Genomic DNA, 22,419 nt, shown 5'->3' with positions numbered 1-22,419 from the left:
CGGCCCTGGCCGGGGCGGGCGCCCAGCCCGACGGGGAGACCGCGGCGCTGCTCGCCGAGCTCGCCCCCGGCGACCGGGCGGGCTGAGGCCGGCCCCCCGGCGTCGCCCGGGGGCGGCCGGCGTCGCCCGTAGGGTCGCGCCCATGGCCGCCGACCAGCCCTCCGCCCGTCCCGAGCCCTTCGACGCCGTCGACGTCATCCGCGCGAAGCGCGACGGCGGGGCGCTGACCGACGCCCAGGTGGACTGGGTCGTCGACGCCTACACCCGCGAGGTCGTCGCCGAGGAGCAGATGTCGGCGCTCGCCATGGCCGTGCTGCTCAACGGGATGACCCGCGCCGAGACGGCCCGCTGGACGGCGGCGATGATCGCCTCGGGGGAGCGGCTCGACCTCTCCTCGGGCCTGTCGCGGCCCACGGCGGACAAGCACTCCACCGGCGGGGTCGGCGACAAGATCACGCTGCCGCTGGCGCCCCTCGTCGCCGCGTGCGGCGCGGCCGTCCCCCAGCTGTCCGGGCGCGGCCTCGGCCACACGGGCGGGACGCTCGACAAGATGGAGGCGATCCCCGGCTGGCGGGCGTCGCTGTCCACCGACGAGGTGCGCCGCCAGCTCGAGGACGTCGGCGCCGTCGTGTGCGCCGCGGGGGCCGACCTCGCGCCGGCCGACAAGCGCCTCTACGCGCTGCGCGACGTCACGGGCACGGTCGAGTCGGTGCCGCTCATCGCCAGCTCGATCATGAGCAAGAAGATCGCCGAGGGCACCGACGCCCTGGTGCTCGACGTCAAGGTCGGCTCCGGCGCCTTCATGAAGGACCTCGAGCGCGCCCGCGAGCTCGCGGAGACCATGGTGGCGCTCGGCTCCGACGCCGGGGTGCGCACGGTGGCGCTGCTCACCGACATGTCGACGCCGCTCGGGCTGACGGCGGGCAACGCCCTCGAGGTGCGCGAGTCCGTCGAGGTGCTCGCCGGCGGCGGCCCCCGCGACGTCGTCGACCTCACCCTGGCGCTGGCCCGCGAGATGCTCGCGGCCGCGGGCGTGGACGGGGTGGACCCGGCCGACGCCCTCGCGGACGGGCGGGCGATGGACGTCTGGCGGCGCATGGTCGCCGCGCAGGGCGGGGACCCGGGCGCCGAGCTGCCCCGCGCCCGCGAGACGGACGTCGTCCTCGCGCCCGCCGACGGCGTCCTCGTGCGCCTCGACGCGCTCGCCGTCGGCGTCGCCGCCTGGCGCCTCGGGGCCGGGCGCGCGCGGCGGGAGGACCCGGTGCAGGCGGGGGCGGGCGTCGAGCTGCACGCCAAGCCGGGCGACGCCGTCCGCGCCGGCCAGCCGCTGATGACCCTGCACACCGACACCCCGGAGCGCTTCGGGCGCGCCCGCGAGGCGCTCGAGGGCGCCGTGGACGTCGCCCCCGAGGGCTCCCGCCCCGACGTCCCGGAGCTCGTGCTCGACCGCGTCGGCGGCTGAGGGCCCGCCGTCCGGCCGGGTCCTGCCTCCGCTCGACGCCCCTGCCCGGGGTCCGGGCTCGCGCGCGTCCGGACGGGCGCCCAGGGTGGGGCACCGGCGGGCGGACGCCCGCCGCTGGGACGAGGAGGACGCGTGAGCGAGCAGACGGGCAGCACCGGGGCCGACGGGACCGAGGGCGACCGCGCGGAGGAGCCGCGCGACGTCGACGTCTTCGACAACGCGGAGGTCGAGACCGTCCAGGGGGAGCAGACGAACTACGTCTCCCGCGCCTCCGGGGGCGGCTCGGTGCCGGAGGACCAGGACGAGACCACCCACCTGCCGGACTCCACGGGCACCTCCGGCGGCGACCCGCTGGGCGGCGTCCTCGCGGGCGAGGACGCGCCGTCGACCGACGGGGCCGTCAGCGGTGACACCGGCCCGGAGCACCACGGCCAGCAGGGCGGGGGCTACTGACCCGGGTCGTGGCGGGCCGGCCCGGGGTGCGCGGCCCCCGGGCCGGCGTCAGGCCAGCTCGACCGGGTGCCCGAGGGTGATGCGCATCAGCTCCTCGTAGCTGGTGCTCATCGCCGTGCCCGGGCGGCCCGCGGGCGCCCACAGGACGGCGTGGTCGCCCAGGGCGGTGTCGACGAGGACGACGTCGACCCGCAGGGCGTCGGTCGGCAGGCCCGTCGGCGGGAGGTCCTCCGGGGCGCAGCCGGTGAGGGCCAGCACCTCGTGGGGGGCGGCGGCGCGGACGGCGGTGACGCCGAGGCCGGACGCCGCCCCCGCCACGTCCGTCGCGCGCACGCGCCGCCGCTGGGGCGCGAGGACGAGCACGGCCGGCACCTCGGCGTCACCGGCGCCGCGGCGCTCGGCCCCGCCCGTGAGCGGCGGCCACGGGCCCTCGTCCGGCTCCCCGCCGTACCGGGTGGCGGTCGGCGCGGACGGGTCCTCCTCCTCGACGAGCAGCAGGTGGCAGCGCACGAGCGCCCCGACGGGGACCCCCAGCTCGTCGGCGAGGTCCTCGGGGGAGCGGGCCACGTGGTCGAGGACGACGACGTCCGCCTCCGCCCCCGCGTCGGCGAGCGCCTGGCGCACCCGCGTGGTCCGGGGGTCGGTCGGGTCGACGGACCGCACCGCCTCCTCGATGCGCTCGGTGTCGATGCGGATGCCCGCGGCGAAGGCCTCGACGATGCCGAGGACGTGGGCGCGCAGCCAGGGGCGCTGCGTGAAGAGCCGGGCGTGCGCGCACTCGCGCAGCGCGAGGTAGAGGCGCACCTCCTCCAGCGGGACCTCGAGGCCCTCGGCGAAGGCGTCGACGTTCGCGGGCAGGAGGGCGGTGGTCCCCTCCGGGGCGAGGGGCAGGCCGATGTCGGTGCCCGACACGACCTCGCCGGCCAGCTCGCCGATCGCCTGGCCCACCTGCATCCCGAAGACGGCGCCGCCGACGGAGCGGACGACGCCGCTGGCCGCGGAGACCATGGCCCGCATCTCCGGCGGCGCCTGCTCGGCCATCGCCGTCGCCATCGCCTCGCCCACGGAGCGCGCCACGGGCTCGGCGAGCTGCTTCCAGACCGGGAGGGTGGCCTCCACCCACTCCGAGCGCGACCAGGCGGCGCTCGTCGCGCCCGCGCTCCCGAGGGCCGTGCGCTCGTCGAGCCACAGGTCGGCCAGCCGCAGCGCCTCCGCGGCGGAGCGGCGAGCCGCGTCCGGGACGCTCGGGTCGCCGTCGACGACGGCGCGCTGGCGGGCCACCTGGTGGGCGAGGTCCCAGTTGACGGGCCCGTCCCCGCCGCCCGCCATCATCTGCTGGACCTGGGCCATCATCCGGCCGAGCGCCGCCGGGTCGCCGGGCAGCCCCGCGGCCTGGAGGGCGGCCGGGTCGAGGCCCGCGAAGGGGTTCGCGCCGGCGGGTCCGCCGCCGGGCGGCATGCCGCCCATCAGCTGGCGCAGGAGGTCCTCGAGGGGGTTGCGGCCCTCGCCGTCGTCGGGGCGGCCGGGGGGCGGGGTCTGGCTCATGGCTCCTCCTGCGGGCGGGACGCGTGCGGGTCGCCGGCTCGTGCTCGCCGGTGGGCGCCGGTGCGGACGGGGCGGTCGGGGGACGACGGCCCGGGGTCCGGCCCTCGCGCCGGCGCCCGTGCGGCGCCCCGGCTCTCCACGGTAGCGAGCGGCGGGGGAGGATCGCCCTCGCGCGGGCGCCGTCCGCGCAGGGCGTAGCGCCCCGCCCGCAGGGGCGCGGGGCGGAGGCGGCGTCGAGGAGGGGTGCATGGGCGAGGACGTCAGCGCGGTCGACCGGTCCGACCCCGACGGCGCCGCCGGGAGCGAGGGCGGCGCCGAGCGCCGCCGCGGGCCGTGGCGCTCGGCCGCGGGCGCCCTGGGCGTCTGCTTCGCGGCGTCGCTCCTGCTGCTGTCGCTCCTCGGCGCGGCCGGCACGCCGTACGCGGTGGAGGCCCCCGGCCCCGTCCTCGACGTCCTCGGCGAGGGGCGCGACGGCGAGCCGCTCATCAGCGTGGAGGGGCGGGAGACCTACCCCACCGAGGGGAGCCTGGACCTGCTGACGGTGAGCACCTCCGGCGGCCCCGGCCGTGACGTCGTCCTCGCGCAGGTGGTCTCCGCGTGGCTCGACCCCGTGGAGGAGGCCCTGCCCGTGGGGCGGGTCTTCGCGCCCGACCAGACCCGCGAGGACGTCGACGAGGCGCGCCAGGCGCAGATGTCGTCCTCCCAGCAGGCGGCGACGGCAGCCGCCCTGCGCGAGCTCGACGTCCCCGTCGACGTGCGCCTGCGCGTCTCCGGGGCGGCCGGCGAGGAGCTGCCGGAGGGCCTGGAGCGCGGGGACGTCATCACCGCGGTCGACGGCCGCCCCGCCCCGACCGTCGACGACCTCCGCGCGGGCCTCCAGGAGGTCGAGCCCGGCGCCGAGGTGCGCCTCGGGCTCGAGCGCGACGGCGCGGACCTCGAGGTGGCCGTCACCACGTCCCGGGGCGACGACGGCCGCACCGTCCTCGGCGTCCTGCTCGACCCCGAGGTGCAGGTGCCCTTCGAGGTCGACATCAGCATCGACGACGTCGGCGGCCCGAGCGCCGGCATGGTCTTCGCCCTGGGGCTCGTCGACCTCCTGACGCCCGGCTCCCTCACCGGGGGCCTGCACGTCGCCGGGACGGGCACGGTGAGCGCCGAGGGCGCGGTCGGGCCCATCGGCGGCATCCGGCAGAAGCTCGTGGGCGCCTCCCGCGCGGGGGCCGAGGTCTTCCTCGCCCCGGCGGTCAACTGCGACGAGGTCGTCGGGCACGTGCCGGACGGGATGCGCGTCGTCGCCGTCTCCTCCCTCGAGCAGGCGCGCTCGGCCCTCGAGGAGCTGGCCGACGGGGGAGGGCAGGAGCTGCCCGGCTGCCGGGAGGCGCTGGCCGCGGCCGGCTGAGCACCGCCCTCCGCCCGCGCGGGCCCCGCGGACCACCTTCCCGAGGACGCGGTGCGCAGGCGGCCTCCGGGAGCGGGGCCGGCGTCAGCCGCCCGTGAGCGTGGCGCGCAGGGCCGCCGACAGGCCGGGCACGAGGTCCTCGCCGACGACGACGCGCAGGTCGTCGTCCTCGAGGCGCCGGCGCACCGCGCTGCCCGTGGACCCGTCCCGCAGCACGGCGACGGCGATGCGGACGTCCTGGCGCTCGGGGTGGGAGCGCACCGCCTCGAGGGCGGCCGCGGGGTCCTCGGGCAGCTCCACGGAGGGCGGCACGACGACGCGCTCGACGACGACCGCCGCTCCCGCCACGGCCGGCGGCCAGCCGATGCGCCCGAGGAGCTCCTCGAGGCCCTCGGCCTCGGGCAGCTCCTCCTGCTCGACCGACGTCAGGTGGTCGGGGTCGCCGAGGGCCTCGGCGACGACCTCGGCGGGCAGGACGTCCGCCAGCGACGGGTCCGCCGCGACGGCGTCCGCCGTGCGCACGAGGGCGAAGACGCGCGGCGGCGCGTCCCACCCGGCGACCGCCGCGTGGCGCTCGACCTCGAGGGCCGCGCGCTCGAGCGCCGCGAGCGGGGGAACCGGCGGGGCGGCCCGCTCGTCGTCCGGGGAGGGACCGGGGGAGGTGTCCACGGCGCCGATCGTGCCGCACCCGGGCGCCCCGCGGCCGCCCGGCAGGGGGGCCGGGGGTCGCCCTGGGGGCCGGCGGTGACCGTGGGACCCTGGGACCGCACCGTCCGCAGCCCGCAGCCGGCCGTCGCGAGACGACCACGAGAGGTTCCCCAGACGTGAGCTCCAGCACATCACCGCCGCGGCGCCGCGGCGCGCTCCTGCCCGCCGTCGTCGTCGTCGTGGTCCTCGTCGGCCTCGTCGTGGCCGCGAGCCAGGTCGTCACCGAGTACGCGTGGTTCTCCCAGCTCGGCTTCGCCGAGGTCTACACCACGAGGCTGCTCACCCAGGGCGCGCTCTTCGCCGTCGGCGGCCTGCTCATGGCCGTCGCCGTCCTCGTCAGCCTCCGCGTGGCCTACCGGTCGCGCCCGGTCTACGCGCCGGTCGACGCCGAGTCGGCGAACCTCGACCGCTACCGCGAGAGCCTCGAGCCGCTGCGCCGCCTCCTGTCGGTGGCCGTGCCGGTCGTCCTCGGCCTCTTCGCGGGGTCGGCGGCGTCGGCCCAGTGGGAGCAGGTCCTGCTCTTCCTCAACGCCGAGCCCTTCGGCGCCGAGGACCCGATCTTCCGCACCGACGTCGGCTTCTGGGTCTTCACGCTGCCCTTCCTCAGCTTCCTGGTGTCCTTCCTCACGGCGGTCGTGCTCCTGGCCGGCATCGGCGCGGCCCTCGTGCACTACCTCTACGGCGGCCTGCGGCTGCAGGGCCAGGGCCCCCGGACCACGACGACGGCCCGCGTGCAGCTGTCGGTGAGCGCCGGGCTCCTCGTGCTCCTGCAGGCCGGCTCCTACTGGCTCGACCGGTACAGCACGCTGACGGACGGCAGCGGCCGATTCCTCGGCGCCACCTACACGGGCGTCAACGCCGAGATCCCGGGGCGCACGATCCTCGCGGTCATCGCGCTGCTCGTCGCCGTGCTCTTCGTCGTCACGGCCTTCCGCGGCAGCTGGCGGCTGCCCGCGCTCGGCGTCGTCGTCATGCTCGCCTCCGCGGTCGTCGTGGGCGGCGTGTACCCCTACGTCGTCCAGCGCTTCCAGGTGGACCCGAGCGCCCAGACCCGCGAGGCGCCGTACCTGCAGCACAACATCGACGCGACCCGCGCCGCCTTCGACGTGGACACCACCGAGGTGACCAACTACCAGGCGAGCACGCAGGCCGAGGCGGGCGCGCTGCGCGACGACGCCGAGACCACCGCGAACATCCGCGTGCTCGACCCGGCGATCGTCCAGCCGGCGTTCCAGCAGGACCAGCGGCAGCGGCAGTACTACACGTTCTCCGACCCGCTGGACGTCGACCGCTACGAGATCGACGGGCAGGTCGAGGACGCCGTCATCGGCGTGCGCGAGCTCGACCTCTCCGGCCTGTCGGGCGGCCAGCAGAACTGGGTGAGCACCGCCACGATCTTCACGCACGGCTACGGCGTGGTGGCGGCCTACGGCAACCAGCGCGGCGAGGGCGGCCTGCCCGCCTACTTCCAGTCCGGCATCAACACGCCGGGCGCGCTCGGCGACTTCGAGCCGCGCATCTACTTCGGGCAGAACTCGCCGGAGTACTCGATCGTCGGCGCTCCCGAGGGCACCGAGCCCCGCGAGGTGGACTACCCGACCGACGACGAGGGCGGCGACGGCGTCGCCAACAACACCTACTCCGGCGACGGCGGCCCGTCGGTCGGCTCGTGGTGGCAGCGGCTCCTCTACGCCGTGAAGTTCCAGGAGCAGAACATCCTCCTGTCGGACGCCCTCAACAGCGAGAGCCAGATCCTCTACGACCGCGACCCGCGCGAGCGCGTCGGCAAGGTCGCCCCCTTCCTCACCCTCGACGGCGACCCGTACCCGGCCGTCGTCGACGAGCGCGTCGTCTGGATCGTCGACGGCTACACGACGAGCAACGAGTACCCCTACTCCCAGCGGCAGACGCTGCAGGACGTCACGGTCGACAGCCAGACCGCCGGTCTCACCGGCTCGGCCGCGGCGGCGGGGCAGGGGGCGCAGACCCTCACGGCGCTCCCGCCCGAGGAGGTCAACTACATCCGCAACTCGGTCAAGGCGACCGTGGACGCCTACTCCGGCGAGGTCGTGCTGTACGCCTGGGACGAGCAGGACCCGGTGCTGCAGGCGTGGGAGTCGGTCTTCCCCGACGCCCTCACGCCGGTGTCGGAGATGAGCGAGGACCTGCTCGACCACGTGCGCTACCCCGACGACCTCTTCAAGGTCCAGCGCAGCGTCCTCGGGGCCTACCACGTGACGAACCCGGCGGTGTTCTTCCAGAACAGCGACCGCTGGCAGATCCCGGACGACCCGACGGCCGACGTGCCCGAGGGCGTGCGGCCGCCCCTGCAGCCCGCCTACTACCTGACGCTGCAGATGCCCGGGCAGGACGAGCCGGCCTTCTCGCTGACGTCCTCCTACATCCCGAGCTCGGACGCGGACGCCAGCAACATCCTCACGGGCTTCCTCGCCGTGGACGGCGACGCCGGGGGCAGCGGGCCCGGGCAGGTGGCCGAGGGGTACGGGCAGCTGCGGCTGCTGCAGCTGCCGCGCAACCTCGTGATCAACGGGCCGGGGCAGGTGCAGAACGACTTCGACGCCGACCCGACGATCTCCACCGAGCTCAACCTGCTGAGCCAGAACAACACCGACGTGGCGTTCGGCAACCTCCTCACCCTCCCGGTGGGCGGCGGGCTGCTCTACGTGCAGCCGGTCTACGTGCAGAGCTCCGGCGGCACGCAGATCCCGCGCCTGCAGTACGCGCTCGTGTCCTTCGGCAGCGAGATCGGCTTCGCCCAGACCCTCGACGAGGCGCTCAACCAGGTCTTCGGCGGCGACTCGGGCGCGACCGCGGGCGACGCCGGCGACGGCGGCGACGGCCCGGTCACCCCGCCGGCGGAGGGCGGGGGCGGCGCGCCCGCTCCGTCCGGCGCCCAGGAGCAGCTGGCCGAGGCCCTGCAGGACGCGCAGGCGGCGCTGCAGGCCGGCCAGCAGGCGCTCGCCGACGGCGACTTCGCCACCTACGGCGAGCAGCAGGACGCCCTGTCCGAGGCCGTCACGCGGGCCCTGCAGGCGCAGGGGCAGGTCGACGCCGCCACCGGTGCCGACGCGACGGCGCAGGACGGCTCCACCCCCGCGCCGACGGCGACGGCCACGGCCCCGGCCGAGGGCACCGCGGGCGGGTGACGGGAGCGGTCGGCGGTCGCCCGGGAGGTGACCGCCGACCGCGTCGCCGGTCACCGCCGCGCGGATTTGGCGACGAGGGGGACCCCGCGTACTGTTCCTCGTGCGACGCGGGGTGGAGCAGTTCGGTAGCTCGCTGGGCTCATAACCCAGAGGTCGCAGGTTCAAATCCTGCCCCCGCTACCAGGTGGCGAAGGCCCCCGGACCAGTGGTCCGGGGGCCTTCGTCGTCCGCGGTGCAGGTCGCACGGGGCGGCACGACCGCGGCCACGGCCACGACCACCGGTGGTTTGGCCTGCGGCCGGTCATGACGTACCGTCGCTGCCACGACGCGGGGTGGAGCAGTTCGGTAGCTCGCTGGGCTCATAACCCAGAGGTCGCAGGTTCAAATCCTGCCCCCGCTACCACGAGGCACAGGCCCCGGACCGACAGGTCCGGGGCCTGCGCCGTCCCGGGGCGCGGCGGCTCGCGAGCGGCCCTAGCGTCGAGGGCATGTCCGACGCCACGACGCCCCCGCCCACCGTCTTCGTCCTCTACGGCGCCACGGGCGACCTCGCCCGCCGCATGGTGCTGCCGGCCTTCTACGACCTGGCGTGCCGCGGGCTCATGCCGGAGGACTGGCGCCTCGTCGGCAACGGCCGCGGCGACGTGGCGCACGAGGACTTCCGCGGCCACGTCCGCGAGGTCCTCGAGGAGTTCGGCCCGCACCCGGACGAGGGCCCGTGGGACGACTTCTCCTCACGCCTGCTGTTCGCCGGCGGCGGCTTCAAGACCGACGACCCGGGGAGCCTCCTCGACGTCATCGCGCACGCCCGGTCGGACATGAGCGGGGGCACGGGGGAGCGGGCCCACCTCGTGCACTACCTGGCGATCCCGCCGAAGGCCTTCCCCGAGACCACCCGCGCCATCGGCGAGCACGACCTCGCCGACGGCGCCACCGTCGTCTACGAGAAGCCCTTCGGCACCTCCCCGGACGACTTCGCCGAGCTCGACCACCTCGTGCACGAGGTGCTCGACGAGCAGCAGGTCTTCCGCATCGACCACTTCCTCGGCAAGGAGGGCACGCAGGACCTGCACGTCCTGCGCTTCGGCAACGCGCTGTTCGGCTCGGCCTGGAGCCGGGACGTCGTCGAGCAGGTGCAGGTCGACGTGCCCGAGTCGCTCGACGTCGCCGACCGCGCCGAGTTCTACGACGCCACGGGCGCCGTGCTCGACATGCTCGTCACCCACCTGTTCCAGGTGACGGCGGAGGTGGCCATGGAGCCGCCCGCGTCGAGCTCCCCGGAGGACCTGCAGGCGGCCCGCGAGGAGGTGCTCGCGGCGGTGCGCCCGCTGTCGAAGGACGACGTCGTCCTCGGGCAGTTCGAGGGCTACCGCGACATCGAGGGCGTCGACGACGACTCCACCACGGACACCTTCGTGGCGGCGCGGGTGTGGGTCGACACCGACCGCTGGCACGGCGTCCCCTTCCTCCTGCGCACCGGCAAGCGCATGGGCGGCGACGCCCAGCGCGTCAGCCTCGTGCTGCGCCGCCCGGACCCGACGCCGCTCACCCACCTGCCCGAGGGCGGTGACGTGCTGACGTTCGACCTGTCGGGTCCCGGGGCGCTCGACGTCGGTCTCGTGCTCAAGAAGCCGGGGCCGGAGATGGCCCTCACCGCGACGTCGGCGCACCTCTCGCTCACCGACGTCGAGGGCGGGCACCCGCTGCCCCCGTACGCGGCGCTGCTGCTCGACGTGCTGCGGGGCGACCGCTCGCTCTTCACCAGCTCTGAGGGGCTCGCGAGCGCCTGGTCGCGGGTGCGACCCCTGCTGGAGGACCGCCCCGAGGTGCAGCCCTACGCGCCCGGCTCGTGGGGGCCGGCGGCGGCCGACGAGCTCGCGGGCCCGCGGGGCTGGCTCGTGGGCGCCGACGAGCGGCGGGAGGGGGGCGGCGAGGACCAGGGTCCCGCCGGCTCCTGACCTCCTCCGACGCACGACGGCCCGGCCCCCTCGCGGGAGCCGGGCCGTCGTGCGTCCTGGCGCGTGCGGGTCAGCGCGGCGAGGCCGCTCAGCTGGGCCAGGCGGCGCGCACGAGCAGGAAGAGGACGAAGAGGAAGACCAGCGCCACGATGGCGATCGGGATGGCCTTGTTGACGGCGCCGGAGGGCTCCTTCGCCTCGTGCGAGGAGAGGCCCGACGTCCCGGCCTCCGAGGGCGGTGTGTCGCCCGGGCGGACGCCGTTCCCCTCCTCGAGGCCGGGGGTGTCCGACGGGTCCGGGTCTGCGCTGGGTGTGGTCACCCGCCCAGTCTGCGCAGCCGGGCGGCTCAGCGCGCGGCGGGTCCTGGCGACGTCGTCGTCCCCGCGGGCCGGGGCGCCAGGGCCGCGAGGACCCGGTCGTGCAGCAGCCCGTTGGTGGCGACGGCGCTGCCGCCGTGCGGCCCGTCCTCGCCCGAGAGCGAGGTGAAGCGGCCCCCGGCCTCGGTGACGACCGGCACGAGGGCCGCCATGTCGTGCAGCGCCAGCTCGGGCTCGCAGGAGACGTCCACGGCCCCCTCGGCGACGAGCACGTGCGACCAGAAGTCGCCGTAGGCCCGGGTGCGCCAGACGGTGCGGGTGAGGTCGAGGACGGGCTCGAGGAGGTCGCGCTCCTCCCACCCGCCGAGGCTCGAGTAGGACAGCGAGGCGTCGGCGAGGTCGTCGACGGCCGAGACGTGCAGCGCCCGGGCCGACGACAGCGACCGGCCCGTCCACGCGCCCGTGCCGGTGCCGGCCCACCAGCGGCGGCCCAGCGCCGGCGCCGACACGACGCCCACGACGGGCTCGCCGTCGACGAGCAGCGCCAGCAGGGTCGCCCACACGGGCACGCCCCGGACGAAGTTCTTCGTGCCGTCGATGGGGTCGACGACCCACTGCCGCGACCCGCTGCCGGTGGCGCCGCCCTCCTCGCCGAGCACGGCGTCGCGGGGGCGGGTGCGGGCCAGCTGCGCGCGCACGAGCTCCTCGGCGCTGCGGTCGGCGTCGGTGACCGGGGTCAGGTCGGGCTTGGCCTCGACGGCGAGGTCGAGCGCCCCGAAGCGGGACGTCGTCAGGGCGTCGACGGCGTCGACGACGACGTGCGCGAGGCGGAGGTCGTCGTCGACCCCGCGGGCGCGGCGCAGGCTCTCGGCCGAGGTGGGGCTCACGGGCCGGACGCTACCGGGGGCCCGCCTGGCGTCGCTGCCGGGCTCGAGGTCCGGGAAGGCCGCCAGCAAGGAGCCGGGGCGCACGTGCGCCAGCCCGAACGAGCGGACGCCCGGCGTGTCGACGACCCAGCCCTCGGGCGGCCCGCCCGCGGGGCCGGGCAGCCGCAGCGCGAGCGCGGAGGAGGACGTGTGCCGGCCCCGCCCCGTGACGTCGTTGACGCGCCCCGTCGCCCGGCCCGCGTCGGGCACGAGCGCGTTGACGAGGGTCGACTTCCCGACGCCCGAGTGCCCCACGAGGACGGTGGTGCGGCCCCGCAGGCGCTCGCGGAGCTCCGCCAGGCCGGCGGCGTCGTGGCGCGGGGGCGCGCCGCCGCCCGTGCCCTCCGCGCCGCCGGTGCCGTCCGGACCGCTGGTGCCGCCGGTCGCGGCGCGGCGCAGCACGACGGCCGGCGTGTCCAGGGCGGCGTAGGCCTCCAGGAGCGGCGCCGGGTCGGCGAGGTCGCCCTTGGTGACGACGAGGAGGGCGTCCATGCCGGCGTCGAGGGCCGCCACGAGGCACCGGTCGACCAGGCCCGTCCGCGGCGCCGGGTCCGCGGCGGCGACGACGACCGCCAGCTGGTCGGCGCCCGCGACGAGGACGCGCTCCACGGGGTCGTCGTCGTCGGCCGAGCGGCGCAGGACCGTGCGGCGCTCGTCCACCCGCACGACCCGGGCCAGGGTGTCCGGCGCGCCGCTCGTGTCGCCGACGAGGTGCACCCGGTCCCCGACGACCACGCCCGCCCGTCCGAGCTCGCGCGCCTTGACGGCCGTGACCTCGACCTCCTGCGGGGTGCCCTCGCCGACGAGGACCGTCGAGCGGCCGCGGTCGACGGTGAGCACCCGGCCGGGGACGGCGTCCGCGTGGCGCGGCCGCTCCTTCGTGCGCGGGCGCGAGCCGCGGGGGTTCGGCCGCGTCCGGACGTCGTCCTCGTCCGGCACCCGGCGGCTCACCGGGCGGCCGCCCCGCTCGCGGTCGCGCCCGCTCCGCCCGGTCCGGCGCCGTCGAGCATGCCGGTCCACAGGTCGACGAAGCCGGGGAGCGTCTTCGCCGTCGTCTCCACGTCCTCGACGACGACGCCCGGGACGCGGAGGCCGAGGACGGCGGCGGCCTGGGCGATGCGGTGGTCGGCGTAGGTGCGCACGAGGTCGCCGTGCAGCGGCCGGGGCCGCACGACGAGGCCGTCCTCGGTCTCCTCGGCGCGCCCGCCCAGCCGCTCGACCTCGCGCACCAGCGCCGCCAGGCGGTCCGTCTCGTGCCCGCGCAGGTGCGCGACGCCCCGCACCCGTGTGGGCGTCGAGGCCAGCGCGGCCAGGGCGACGACGACGGGCACGAGCTCGCCGGCCTCGTGCAGGTCCACGTCGACGCCGAAGAGCTCGCCGCCGCGGACGACGAGGCCCTCGCGGTCGAGGGAGACCTCGGCGCCCATCTCGTCGAGGAGGTCTCGCAACGCGTCGCCGGCCTGCGTCGTGTGCTGCGGCCAGCCGAGGACGCGCACGCGCCCGCCCGTGACCGCGGCGGCGGCGAGGAAGGGCGCCGCGCTCGACAGGTCGGGCTCGACCTGGACGTCGAGGGCGGCCACCGGGCCCGGGCGCACCGCCCAGGTGTCGGGCTCGGAGTCGTCGACGTCGACGCCGACGTCGCGCAGCGTCTCGACCGTCATGGCGACGTGCGGCTGGCTGGGCAGCGGCGGGCCGGCGTGCCGGACGACGAGCCCCTCGGCGTAGCGCGGGGCGGCGAGCAGGAGGCCGGAGACGAACTGGCTCGAGGCGCCGGCGTCGATGGTGACCGCGCCGCCGCGGACGGCGCCGCGACCGTGGACGACCATCGGGAGGGCGCCGCCCGGCGCGTCCTCGACGTCGACGCCCAGGGCGCGCAGCGCGTCGACGACGGGCGCCATGGGGCGCTCCCGGGCGCGGGGGTCGCCGTCGAGGCGGACGTCCCCGTCGGCGAGGGCGGCGAGCGGCGGGACGAAGCGCATGACGGTGCCCGCGAGGCCCACGTCGACCGCGCCGCCGCGCAGCCTCTCGGCCGGCTCCACGACCCAGTCGACGCTCCCGGGGCCGGTCGCCCCCTCCACCTCGCGCACGCGGGCGCCGAGCGCCTCCAGCGCGCCCGCCATCAGGCGGGTGTCGCGCGAGACGAGGGGGGAGCGCAGCCGCGAGGGGCGGTCGGCGAGCGCCGCGACGACGAGGTAGCGGTTCGTCAGCGACTTCGACCCCGGGAGCGAGACGACGGCGTCGACGGGGCCGGGCGCGGTCGGGGCGGGCCACCGGGAGAGCTCCATGCCCGCCAGCGTAGGGAAGAGCCGGACGGGGACCCGCCTCCGGTGACGGCCGCGCGGGCGCGCTCGTAGCCCCGGCGGTGGCCGGTGGTGGCCCGGTGGGGCCGCGTGCGGCCGGGGCCGTGGGCGGCTCGTGCTGCGGTGCGGCGACGGGGCCGGCACGCCGGGGGACCGGCGCCGGTACGCCGACGGCCCGGCCCCCGTGGGGGACCGGGCCGTCGGCGGGCAGGGGGAGCGGTCAGACGCCGACCTTGGAGCCGACGCGGTGGCCGGCGAGGCGCGCCTCGCGGTCCACGGTGTGCGCGGCGTGCCGGGCCTCGCGGCGGGCGAGCTTCGCCGCGCCGCGGGAGGCGCGCGAGGCGTCCTTGGCGGCCCGCTTGCCGCGCCAGCCGAGGCCCGGGCGGCCCTCGGTGTCGACGACCGAGACGAGCGCGGCGCCGACGAGGCCCAGGTCCTTGAGGAAGAGGGTGCGCTGGGCCTTGCGCTCCTCGCCCTGCACCTTCCAGAAGGCGTGCTCGGCGACGGTCGACGGCGCCATGCTCACGGCCATCACGAGGGCCGAGGCGCGGGGCAGGCGCCCGAGGCCGAAGAGGAGGCCGGACACGGCCATGGCGGCGCCGTCGACGCGGACGACGGTGGCGACGTCGCGGTCGCCGAGCGAGAGGGGCTCGCGGACGCGCTCGACGACGGGCGACCAGGCCGCGGCGCGCTCGGGCGCCTTGCGGGCGAGCTGGACACCCTGGTCGACGAAGGCGGCGGCGAGCAGCGGTCGGGCGAGTCGTCGCATGATCGTCATGGGCGGTGGTCTACCGCATGACGGCTCCCCGGGCCACGCGGGAGCGAGCGCCCCGGGCGAGGCGGCCGGGCGGTGCGGGGGCTGAGGCCGGGGAGCGGCCGGGGCGTGCGTCGGGGGAGCGGACCGGGGGGAACACCGGCGGGCCCGACGCGTGTTGTGCCTCCCAGCAGCGACAGGCCGACCCGCGGGAGCGGGTGGGGCCCGTCGAGCACGCACGCGGCCGAGGAGGAGGGGCATGCTGGTCGTCCTGGACACGCAGAGCCGGCGGGAGGCGCCGCTGCGGCCCGCCGCCGCGGGCGGCGTCCCGCGCGCGGGACTACGCTCGCGCGAGATGGCAGACGAGCGCACGGCACAGGTCACGGAGCCGACCGCGGCGGACGGCGGGGGCGACGACGTCCAGCCCCAGGTCGAGGTGGGGGACGGCGTCGGCGAGCGCTCCTCGCGCGTGTCCGAGGAGGAGACGCAGGCGCAGCGCGTGGCCCGCTTCGAGGCGGAGGCGCTGCAGCACCTGGACCAGCTGTACTCGGCGGCGATGCGCATGACGCGCAACCCCGCCGACGCGGAGGACCTCGTGCAGGAGGCCTTCACCAAGGCCTTCGCGTCCTTCCACCAGTACCGGCCGGGCACGAACCTCAAGGCCTGGCTGTACCGGATCCTCACGAACACGTACATCAACACCTACCGCAAGAAGCAGCGGCAGCCGCAGCAGTCGCACTCCGAGGACGTGGAGGACTGGCAGCTCGCGCGCGCCGAGTCGCACACCTCGAGCGGCCTGCGGTCGGCGGAGACCGACGCCCTCGACCACCTGCCGGACTCCGACGTCAAGGAGGCCCTGCAGCAGATCCCCGAGGACTTCCGCATCGCGGTGTACCTCGCCGACGTGGAGGGCTTCGCCTACAAGGAGATCGCGGAGATCATGGGCACGCCCATCGGCACCGTGATGTCGCGGCTGCACCGGGGTCGCCGCCAGCTGCGCGACCTGCTCTCCGACTACGCCCGCGACCGCGGCGTGTCGGCGGCCCGTCAGGGGGCGGACGCATGAGCGCCGTGGACGGGCCCTCGCCGGGGCCGCGGGAGACCGACTGCGACGAGGTCATCGACCGGCTCTACGCCTTCCTCGACCACGAGCTGTCCACCGCGGACGAGGTCGACGTGGGCCGCATCCAGCGCCACCTCGACGAGTGCGCGCCGTGCCTGCGCGAGCGCGACGTGGAGGTCGTGGTGCGCCAGGTCGTCAAGCGCGCCTGCGCGAGCGACTGCGCACCCGAGACCCTGCGCGTGAAGATCCTCACCCAGATCACGCAGGTGCGCTCCGGCTAGGACGCGCCGGCCAGCACGACGGCCACCCGCCACGACGACGGGCCCGCACCACCGCGAGGTGGTGCGGGCCCGTCGTCGTGCTGTGGCCGTCCCGGGCGGGCGCGGCCCACCGGGGTGGGCCGCGCTCAGCTGTTGGGGCGGTTGCCGTGGTTCGCGCTGCTCTTCTTGCGCGAGCGGCGCTTGCGGGCGCGCTTGCTCATGCCGCCTCCTCGTCCGTCGGAAGACCCGCGGTCGCGGGCGGGAACGATCGTCCCACAGCACGGTGAGGCGCCGCGTCGGCTGCCGGCAGTGGCGCGCGCAGGTGAGGGCTGCGCCGTCCTCGGGTGGTGGTGCGGGCGCGGAGAGCACGTCAGGCCGGCGCCCTGACCCCCGCGGGTGGTGAGCACGGCGCGCCGAGCCAGTGCCGGAGTGCGCGCGCCACCACCCGCCCCGGCTCCCGCCCCGGCCCCGGCCCGGCCCTGCGTCACCGGGCCCGGCCCCGCGCGTGGTTCGATCGGCAGCGTGGAGAGCGTCCGGGCGGAGATGGTGGCGGGGGTCCTCAGCATCGCGGTGGACGTCGGCGAGGTGGTCGAGGCCGGCCAGACGCTGCTGCTGCTGGAGTCGATGAAGATGGAGATCCCCGTGGTCCCCGAGGGGCGCGGGCGCGTCGCGCGGGTGACGGTGAGCCCGGGCGACGTCGTCCAGGAGGGCGACCTGCTCGTCGTCCTCGAGGCGGCGCCGGCCCCTTGAGGCGCTCGCGCCGCTAGCGTGCCCCCGCGGCGGGGTCGGCGGACGGGCGGAGCGGGCGTGGACGAGAAGGTGGCGCGGGAGCCGCGACCGGTGACGGGTCGGGTGCCGCAGCCGGTCGCCGCGGCCGCGGACGACCTCCTGGCGGGCCTGGCGCCGGAGCGTCGCGAGCTGTTCCACCTGCGCGTCGAGCGCTGGTGGCCCGACGTGCGGGAGGGTCTCGCGGCCGTCCACGGGACCGAGGCGGCCGCGCGCCTGGAGGTGCGGCTCCTGCGGGCCGCCGCCACCTCCTACGCCCGCCGCGACGAGGACCTCCACCGGCTCGACCAGGCCCGGACGCTGGCGCCTGACTGGTTCCAGCGTCCGGGGATGCTGGGCTACGCGGCCTACGCCGACCGCTTCGCCGGCACCCTGGCGGGGGTCCGCGACCGGCTGCCCCTGCTGGAGGAGCTCGGCGTCACGTACCTGCACCTCATGCCCCTCCTGCTGCCCCGCGAGGGCGACAGCGACGGCGGGTACGCCGTCGCCGACTACCGCCGCGTGCGCCCGGACCTCGGCACCACCGAGGACCTGCGGGAGCTCGCGACCACCCTGCGCGGCCGCGGCGTGAGCCTGGTGCTCGACCTCGTGCTCAACCACGTGGCCCGCGAGCACCCGTGGGCGGAGCTGGCGCGGCGCGGCACGCCCGAGGAGAGGGCGCGGTACCGGGGCTACTTCCACGTCTTCGGCGACCGCGAGGGGCCCGACGCCTTCGAGCGGACGCTGCCGGAGGTCTTCCCGGACACCTCGCCCGGCAGCTTCACCTGGGACGAGGAGCTGGACGCCTGGGTCTGGACGACCTTCAACAGCTTCCAGTGGGACCTCGACTGGTCCTCGCCCGAGGTCCTCGCCGAGATGGTCGACGTCGTCCTCCACCTCGCCGACCTCGGCGTCGAGGTGCTGCGCCTGGACGCCGTGGCGTTCCTCTGGAAGCGCCTGGGCACGAGCTGCCAGAACCAGCCCGAGGTCCACGACCTCGTCCAGGTGCTCCGCGGCGTCACCCGGGTGGCCTGCCCCGGCCTGCTGCTCAAGGCCGAGGCCATCGTCGCCCCCGACGACCTGGTCCCCTACCTCGGCACCGGTGCGCACGCCGGGCGCGTCAGCGACCTCGCCTACCACAACAGCCTCATGGTCCAGGTGTGGTCGATGCTCGCCACGGGTGACGTGGTGCTCGCGACGCGCGCGCTGCAGCGCATCCCGCCGGCCCCCTCCTCCACCGCGTGGATCACGTACGTGCGCTGCCACGACGACATCGGCTGGGCGGTCTCCGACGAGGACGCCGCCGCCGTCGGCCTCTCCGGGCACGGGCACCGGTCGTTCCTCGCGGACTGGTACTCCGGCGCCTTCCCCGGCTCCCCGGCCACGGGGCTGGTCTTCCAGGAGGACCCGGCGACGGGCGACCGGCGGACGAGCGGCGCCACGGCGGCGCTCACCGGGCTGGAGGCGGCGCTCGCGCGGGGCGGGCGGCCGGGGGACGAGGACGTCGACCTCGCCGTGCGCCGCGTCCTCCTGGCCCACGCGGTCGTCCTCGGGTGGGGCGGCGTCCCCGTGCTGTGGTCCGGCGACGAGGTCGGCCAGCCCGGCGACCCCGGCTGGGCGGGCGAGCCGGGCCACGAGGCCGACAACCGCTGGGTCCACCGCCCCCGCGCCTCGGAGGTCCTCCTCGCCGAGCGCCACGACCCCTCGACCGTCGCGGGAACGGTCTTCGCGGGCGTCCGCCACCTCGCCCGCACGCGCGCGTCGCTGCCGCACCTGCACGCCGCGACGCCCGCGCAGGTGCTCGACCCGAGCGACCCGGGGGTCCTCGTCGTCCTGCGCCGCCACCCGGAGGGCGACCTCCTGCTGCTCGCCAACGTCACGGGCTCCTGGCGGCCGTTCCCGGGCGAGCGCCTCGACGCCGCCGGTCTCGGCGGTGCCCCCGACGCCCTCACCGGGCGGGTGCCCGAGCGCGGGGGCGACGGGGCGCTGTGGCTCTCGCCCTACGACGTCGTCTGGCTCGTCGGCTCGCGCTGAGCGAGGGCGGCCGGCCCAGACGGCTGCCGCGGTCCGGGATGGGTCCGGGGCTGGTCCGGGCTGGTCCGGGCCGGTCCGGGTCTCAGGGTGCGGGTGGGACGTGCCGATGGGACGGCGTGACCACTGCGCCCGCGACGTCCACGCCGCCGGAGACGCCTGCCGAGGAGCTGTCCGTCTGGCCGTTCCTGCGGGCGCTGTGCGACCTGCAGGGCTCGGACCTGCACTGCAAGGTCGGCTCGCCGCCGCGGGTGCGCATCGACGGGCGCCTGCGGCGCCTGCAGTTCCGCGACCTCACCTTCGCGGACACCGAGGGCCTGCTGCGGCAGGTGATGCGCGAGGACGCGCGGGAGCGCTTCGCGCAGACCCTCGAGGCCGACTTCGCCTACTCCGTCCCGGGCATGGGGCGCTTCCGCGTCAACGCCTTCCGGGCGCGCGGGTCGGTGGGCCTCGTCATCCGCCGGGTGGCCGTGGGCGCGGTCCCGCTGTCCGACCTCGGCCTGCCCGCGGTCGTGGGCACCCTGGCCCTCGAGCCGCGGGGCCTCGTCCTCGTCACCGGCCCAACCGGCTCGGGCAAGACGACGACGCTCGCCGGGATGGTCGACCACATCAACAGCAACCGGGAGGTCCACCTGCTCACGGTGGAGGACCCCATCGAGGTCCTCCACCAGGACAAGCTCGCCATGATCAACCAGCGCGAGCTGGGGCTCGACACCGCCAGCTTCGGCAGCGCCCTGCGGGCGGCGATGCGCCAGGACCCCGACGTCGTCCTCGTCGGCGAGATGCGCGACGCCGACACCGTGCGGGCCGCGCTCGCGGCGGCGGAGACCGGCCACTTCGTCATGAGCACGCTCCACACGACGGACGCCACGGAGACGGTGGCGAGGATCATCGACTTCTTCCCCCACCACGAGCAGCAGCAGGTGCGCCTGTCCCTCGCCGGCTCGCTGCGGGGCATCGTCTGCCAGCGCCTCGTGCCCCGCGCCGACGGCCAGGGCCGCGCCGTCACCGTGGAGGTCTGCGTGGGCACGGGGCGGGTGGCGGACGCCGTCGCCGACCCCGAGAAGACGGCCACCATCGCCGACCTCGTCGCCGACGGGGCCTTCTACGGCATGCAGACCTTCGACCAGCACCTCGTCGAGCTCTACCGCGACGGCGTCGTCGGCCTCGACGACGCCATGGCCGCCGCCACGCGCCCGCACGACCTCGCCGTGGAGATGCGCCGGCTCGGGCTCGTGGCCTGAGCGCACCGTCGGTCGGCGGTCCGGGTGCCCTGGCGTGCGAGGCTGAGGCGTGCCCGTCGCGCCGTCCCGCCCGCCCGAGCGCGGGCTGACCCGGCGCGAGGTCCTGCGGCGGCTGCCCGGGCCGACGCGGCAGCTCCTGCGGCGCCGCGAGCTCCCGCTGACCGCCGCTGGCCTCACCTTCTACGGGGCGCTCGCGGCGGTGCCCTCGGTCCTCATCGCCGTCCGCGTCGCGGGCTGGCTGGTCGGCGAGGAACGGGTGCTCGCCCTCGGCGCCTCCCTGCAGGCCGCGCTGCCCTCGGCGATGTCGGCCGACGTCGTCGCCCGGTCCGTCGTCGTCTACGGGCTCGGCGTCGCCTGGCCCGTCGTCATCTTCAGCCTCTTCCCCGCGAGCCTGTACGGGGAGGGGCTGCGCCGCGCCTACACGGCCCTCGGCGGCGAGCCGCCGGCGCCGGGCGGCGACGAGGAGCGGGGGTCGCGCTGGCTGCGGCGGCTCGGCTCCGGGTGGCGGGCCCGCGCCTCCGTGCTCCCCGTCCTCGCGGCCGCGCCGCTGCTGCTGCTCGTCGTCCTCGGCGTGACCCCGCTCGTGGCCGACCTGTTCTCCCAGGGCGCGCGGGGGACGGCCCTCGGCGTCTACGTCGCCCTCAACGTCGACTGGGTCGTCATCTCCCTGCCGCTCGCGTGGACCTTCCGCACCGTCGCCCCGCAGCACCTGTCCTGGCGTGCGGCCCTGGCCGGCGGCTTCGCCACGGGCGCCTTCGTCGCCGGCTTCGTGCAGGGGATCGTGCTCTTCGTCGCCCTGCCGGTCGACATCGGGGCGCCCTTCGGCGGCTCCGCGCCCGTGGGCGGCGTGATCGCGGCCCTGCTGTGGCTCTGGCTCCTCCACGTCGTCGTGCTCGTGGGCTTCGCCGCCACCCTCTCGGCCGTGCGCCTGCGCCGCGAGGGCTGAGCCCCGCGGGCGGGGCCCGCGGGGCTCAAGACGGTCGAGGTGGGGGCCGCGGCTCAGGGGGCGGCGAGCGTCGTCCCGTCGTCCGGCGCCGGGCCGGCGTCCGCCGGTGCGGGGCCGGCGTCCGCGGCGGTCGTCGTGCCGCCGCGCCGCGGCGCGGGCACGGGGGAGCGGCGCCCCTCCACCCACCCGAGCATGCGGTCGGGTCGGTTCGTGATGACGCCGTCCGCTCCGGCCTCCTCCAGCTGCGCCCACCGGGCGGCGTCGTCGACCGTCCACACCCACACGGCCACGCCGAGGTCGTGGAGGGCGCCGACGACCTCGGGTGAGCCCACCACGAGGCGCGCGCCGGGGTTCACGGCCGACAAGCGGTGCTCCGCGACGAGGCGGCGCACCTCCTCGGACACGCGCGGCGGACCGCCCGTCTCGCCGTGCCCCGGCCCGTCCTGCGTCCCTGCGCCGGCCTCGAGGAGAGGGACCCCGCCGCCCTCGCGCAGCAGCAGGCCGAGCGCGAGGTCCGGCGCCGCGTGGGCGCACGCGGCCACGGTGCCCGCGTCGAAGGACTGGAGCACGACCCGCTCGGCGAGCCCGCGGGCGCGGACGGCCGCGACCACGGGCGCCACCTCGGCCGGCGCCCACGAGCCCTTGAGCTCCAGCAGCAGGTGCGGCTCGTCGTGGGCGGCCGCCCAGTCCAGGAGCTCGTCGAGCAGCGGGACCCGGGCGCCGCCGAAGCCGGGGGCGAACCAGGACCCGGCGTCGAGGGCGGCCACCTCGGCGGCGGTGAGGCCGGCGAGGTCCCCGGCGCCGTCGGTGGTGCGCTCGAGCCGTGGGTCGTGGAGGACGACGGCGACGCCGTCCCGCGTGCGGCGCAGGTCCGTCTCGACCCAGGGCGCACCGGCGCGGCGCGCGGCCTCGAAGGCGGCCAGGGTGTTCTCGGGGGCCGTCGAGGAGCTCCCGCGGTGGGCCACGACGGCGGGCGGCGCCCCCGGGGCGCGCCGGGACTCGGCGGCCTCCGCGGCGTCGAGCGCTGCGAGCGCTCCGGCGTCGTCGCCCGCGGCGGCGTGCTCGAGCGCGACGTCGAGGCAGGTCTGGGCGTCGGTGGCGAGCCCGAGCCCGAGCAGGTGG

General features: G+C 77.0%; 19 protein-coding genes, 2 tRNA genes and 1 pseudogene. 13 read left to right on the top strand and 9 right to left on the bottom strand.

What is annotated here, in order from left to right; all coding sequences use genetic code 11:
- Positions 1 to 142: 142 nt before the first annotated feature.
- Positions 143 to 1,462 carry a thymidine phosphorylase gene (locus HLB09_RS03410; RefSeq protein ID WP_171201999.1) on the top strand — a complete coding sequence of 440 codons (1,320 nt, stop codon included), beginning with the start codon at positions 143 to 145 and terminating at the stop codon, positions 1,460 to 1,462.
- A gap of 132 nt (positions 1,463 to 1,594) precedes the next feature.
- A complete protein-coding gene (locus tag HLB09_RS03405; RefSeq protein WP_171201998.1) occupies positions 1,595 to 1,915 on the top strand; it encodes a hypothetical protein in 321 nt (106 codons plus the stop codon).
- A 48-nt stretch (positions 1,916 to 1,963) separates the two neighbouring features.
- Here the strand turns inward: HLB09_RS03405 and HLB09_RS03400 are convergent, their stop codons facing one another.
- Positions 1,964 to 3,460 (bottom strand): zinc-dependent metalloprotease, encoded by a 1,497-nt coding sequence (locus HLB09_RS03400; RefSeq protein WP_171201997.1) that lies wholly within the window; start codon positions 3,458 to 3,460, stop codon positions 1,964 to 1,966.
- Positions 3,461 to 3,707: 247 nt separating this feature from the next.
- Between HLB09_RS03400 and HLB09_RS03395 the strand changes: the two genes are divergently transcribed.
- Complete coding sequence (locus tag HLB09_RS03395) at positions 3,708 to 4,859, top strand: YlbL family protein (protein WP_171201996.1); 1,152 nt, start codon at positions 3,708 to 3,710, stop codon at positions 4,857 to 4,859.
- Positions 4,860 to 4,943: 84 nt separating this feature from the next.
- On the opposite strand, the gene HLB09_RS03390 is transcribed toward HLB09_RS03395, so the two are convergent.
- On the bottom strand, positions 4,944 to 5,528 hold the full coding sequence (locus HLB09_RS03390) for a PPA1309 family protein (protein WP_171201995.1): 585 nt from the start codon (positions 5,526 to 5,528) through the stop codon (positions 4,944 to 4,946).
- Positions 5,529 to 5,683: 155 nt separating this feature from the next.
- Here HLB09_RS03390 and HLB09_RS03385 point away from each other — a divergent pair, with 155 nt between their 5' ends.
- The 4 genes from HLB09_RS03385 to HLB09_RS03370 all read left to right on the top strand — a co-directional run bounded on the left by HLB09_RS03385 (position 5,684) and on the right by HLB09_RS03370 (position 10,692).
- Entirely contained in the window at positions 5,684 to 8,734 is a 3,051-nt protein-coding gene (locus HLB09_RS03385; RefSeq protein ID WP_212770485.1) for a UPF0182 family membrane protein, read from the top strand.
- Between the two features lie 106 nt (positions 8,735 to 8,840).
- A tRNA-Met gene (locus HLB09_RS03380) sits at positions 8,841 to 8,917 on the top strand.
- Between the two features lie 143 nt (positions 8,918 to 9,060).
- Positions 9,061 to 9,137, top strand: a tRNA-Met gene (locus HLB09_RS03375).
- An 85-nt stretch (positions 9,138 to 9,222) separates the two neighbouring features.
- Positions 9,223 to 10,692: a glucose-6-phosphate dehydrogenase gene (locus HLB09_RS03370; RefSeq protein WP_171201994.1), complete on the top strand. Its 1,470-nt coding sequence runs from the start codon at positions 9,223 to 9,225 to the stop codon at positions 10,690 to 10,692.
- Positions 10,693 to 10,780: 88 nt separating this feature from the next.
- On the opposite strand, the gene HLB09_RS03365 is transcribed toward HLB09_RS03370, so the two are convergent.
- From HLB09_RS03365 to HLB09_RS03350, 5 genes and pseudogenes are all read right to left on the bottom strand, one after another.
- Positions 10,781 to 11,011: a DUF6480 family protein gene (locus HLB09_RS03365; protein ID WP_171201993.1), complete on the bottom strand. Its 231-nt coding sequence runs from the start codon at positions 11,009 to 11,011 to the stop codon at positions 10,781 to 10,783.
- Positions 11,012 to 11,037: 26 nt separating this feature from the next.
- Positions 11,038 to 11,871, bottom strand: a complete 834-nt coding sequence (hisN, locus tag HLB09_RS20305; protein WP_212770486.1) for a histidinol-phosphatase — start codon at positions 11,869 to 11,871, stop codon at positions 11,038 to 11,040.
- Between the two features lie 126 nt (positions 11,872 to 11,997).
- Positions 11,998 to 12,594: pseudogene (rsgA, locus tag HLB09_RS20300) on the bottom strand (GTPase RsgA); the annotation flags it as partial.
- Between the two features lie 287 nt (positions 12,595 to 12,881).
- Positions 12,882 to 14,219: a 3-phosphoshikimate 1-carboxyvinyltransferase gene (aroA, locus tag HLB09_RS03355; RefSeq protein WP_171201991.1), complete on the bottom strand. Its 1,338-nt coding sequence runs from the start codon at positions 14,217 to 14,219 to the stop codon at positions 12,882 to 12,884.
- A gap of 235 nt (positions 14,220 to 14,454) precedes the next feature.
- Positions 14,455 to 15,012 (bottom strand): DoxX family protein, encoded by a 558-nt coding sequence (locus HLB09_RS03350; RefSeq protein WP_171201990.1) that lies wholly within the window; start codon positions 15,010 to 15,012, stop codon positions 14,455 to 14,457.
- A 235-nt stretch (positions 15,013 to 15,247) separates the two neighbouring features.
- On the opposite strand from HLB09_RS03350, the gene HLB09_RS03345 reads away from it, so the two are divergent.
- Positions 15,248 to 16,054: a sigma-70 family RNA polymerase sigma factor gene (locus HLB09_RS03345; RefSeq protein WP_246234127.1), complete on the top strand. Its 807-nt coding sequence runs from the start codon at positions 15,248 to 15,250 to the stop codon at positions 16,052 to 16,054.
- The gene (gene rsrA / locus HLB09_RS03340; protein WP_171201989.1) at positions 16,051 to 16,332 is read left to right on the top strand and encodes a mycothiol system anti-sigma-R factor; all 282 of its coding nucleotides are present in this window, start codon (positions 16,051 to 16,053) and stop codon (positions 16,330 to 16,332) included. The genes HLB09_RS03345 and rsrA overlap by 4 nt, the downstream gene beginning before the upstream one ends.
- A 125-nt stretch (positions 16,333 to 16,457) precedes the next feature.
- On the opposite strand, the gene HLB09_RS20295 is transcribed toward rsrA, so the two are convergent.
- Positions 16,458 to 16,532, bottom strand: a complete 75-nt coding sequence (locus tag HLB09_RS20295; protein ID WP_409372975.1) for a 50S ribosomal protein bL37 — start codon at positions 16,530 to 16,532, stop codon at positions 16,458 to 16,460.
- 301 nt (positions 16,533 to 16,833) lie between these two features.
- Here HLB09_RS20295 and HLB09_RS03335 point away from each other — a divergent pair, with 301 nt between their 5' ends.
- The 4 genes from HLB09_RS03335 (at position 16,834) to HLB09_RS03320 (ending at position 21,297) form a co-directional block, all read left to right on the top strand.
- Positions 16,834 to 17,061: a biotin/lipoyl-binding carrier protein gene (locus HLB09_RS03335; RefSeq protein ID WP_171201988.1), complete on the top strand. Its 228-nt coding sequence runs from the start codon at positions 16,834 to 16,836 to the stop codon at positions 17,059 to 17,061.
- A 57-nt stretch (positions 17,062 to 17,118) separates the two neighbouring features.
- The gene (locus HLB09_RS03330) at positions 17,119 to 19,110 is read left to right on the top strand and encodes an amylosucrase (RefSeq protein WP_212770484.1); all 1,992 of its coding nucleotides are present in this window, start codon (positions 17,119 to 17,121) and stop codon (positions 19,108 to 19,110) included.
- A 116-nt stretch (positions 19,111 to 19,226) separates the two neighbouring features.
- Positions 19,227 to 20,351 carry a type IV pilus twitching motility protein PilT gene (locus HLB09_RS03325; protein ID WP_212770483.1) on the top strand — a complete coding sequence of 375 codons (1,125 nt, stop codon included), beginning with the start codon at positions 19,227 to 19,229 and terminating at the stop codon, positions 20,349 to 20,351.
- Positions 20,352 to 20,400: 49 nt separating this feature from the next.
- Positions 20,401 to 21,297, top strand: coding sequence for a YhjD/YihY/BrkB family envelope integrity protein (locus HLB09_RS03320; protein WP_171201986.1), 897 nt, complete (start codon positions 20,401 to 20,403; stop codon positions 21,295 to 21,297).
- A 53-nt stretch (positions 21,298 to 21,350) separates the two neighbouring features.
- Here HLB09_RS03320 and HLB09_RS03315 read toward each other — a convergent pair.
- On the bottom strand, positions 21,351 to 22,419 hold a 1,069-nt coding region (locus HLB09_RS03315), incomplete at its 5' end, for a glycerophosphodiester phosphodiesterase (RefSeq protein WP_212770482.1).

Origin of the sequence: Pseudokineococcus marinus, assembly GCF_013004605.1 — a bacterium.
In the GTDB taxonomy this organism is placed as follows: domain Bacteria; phylum Actinomycetota; class Actinomycetes; order Actinomycetales; family Quadrisphaeraceae; genus Pseudokineococcus; species Pseudokineococcus marinus.
This window is presented reverse-complemented; position numbering and strand designations above follow the sequence as displayed.

Coding starts and splice junctions, on each gene's coding strand:
- HLB09_RS03350 (WP_171201990.1), bottom strand. CDS start 15,012: ATGACGATCATGCGACGACTCGCCCGACCGCTGCTCGCCGCCGCCTTC.
- HLB09_RS03395 (WP_171201996.1), top strand. CDS start 3,708: ATGGGCGAGGACGTCAGCGCGGTCGACCGGTCCGACCCCGACGGCGCC.
- HLB09_RS03400 (WP_171201997.1), bottom strand. CDS start 3,460: ATGAGCCAGACCCCGCCCCCCGGCCGCCCCGACGACGGCGAGGGCCGC.
- rsrA (WP_171201989.1), top strand. CDS start 16,051: ATGAGCGCCGTGGACGGGCCCTCGCCGGGGCCGCGGGAGACCGACTGC.
- HLB09_RS03370 (WP_171201994.1), top strand. CDS start 9,223: ATGTCCGACGCCACGACGCCCCCGCCCACCGTCTTCGTCCTCTACGGC.
- HLB09_RS03345 (WP_246234127.1), top strand. CDS start 15,248: ATGCTGGTCGTCCTGGACACGCAGAGCCGGCGGGAGGCGCCGCTGCGG.
- aroA (WP_171201991.1), bottom strand. CDS start 14,219: ATGGAGCTCTCCCGGTGGCCCGCCCCGACCGCGCCCGGCCCCGTCGAC.
- HLB09_RS03410 (WP_171201999.1), top strand. CDS start 143: ATGGCCGCCGACCAGCCCTCCGCCCGTCCCGAGCCCTTCGACGCCGTC.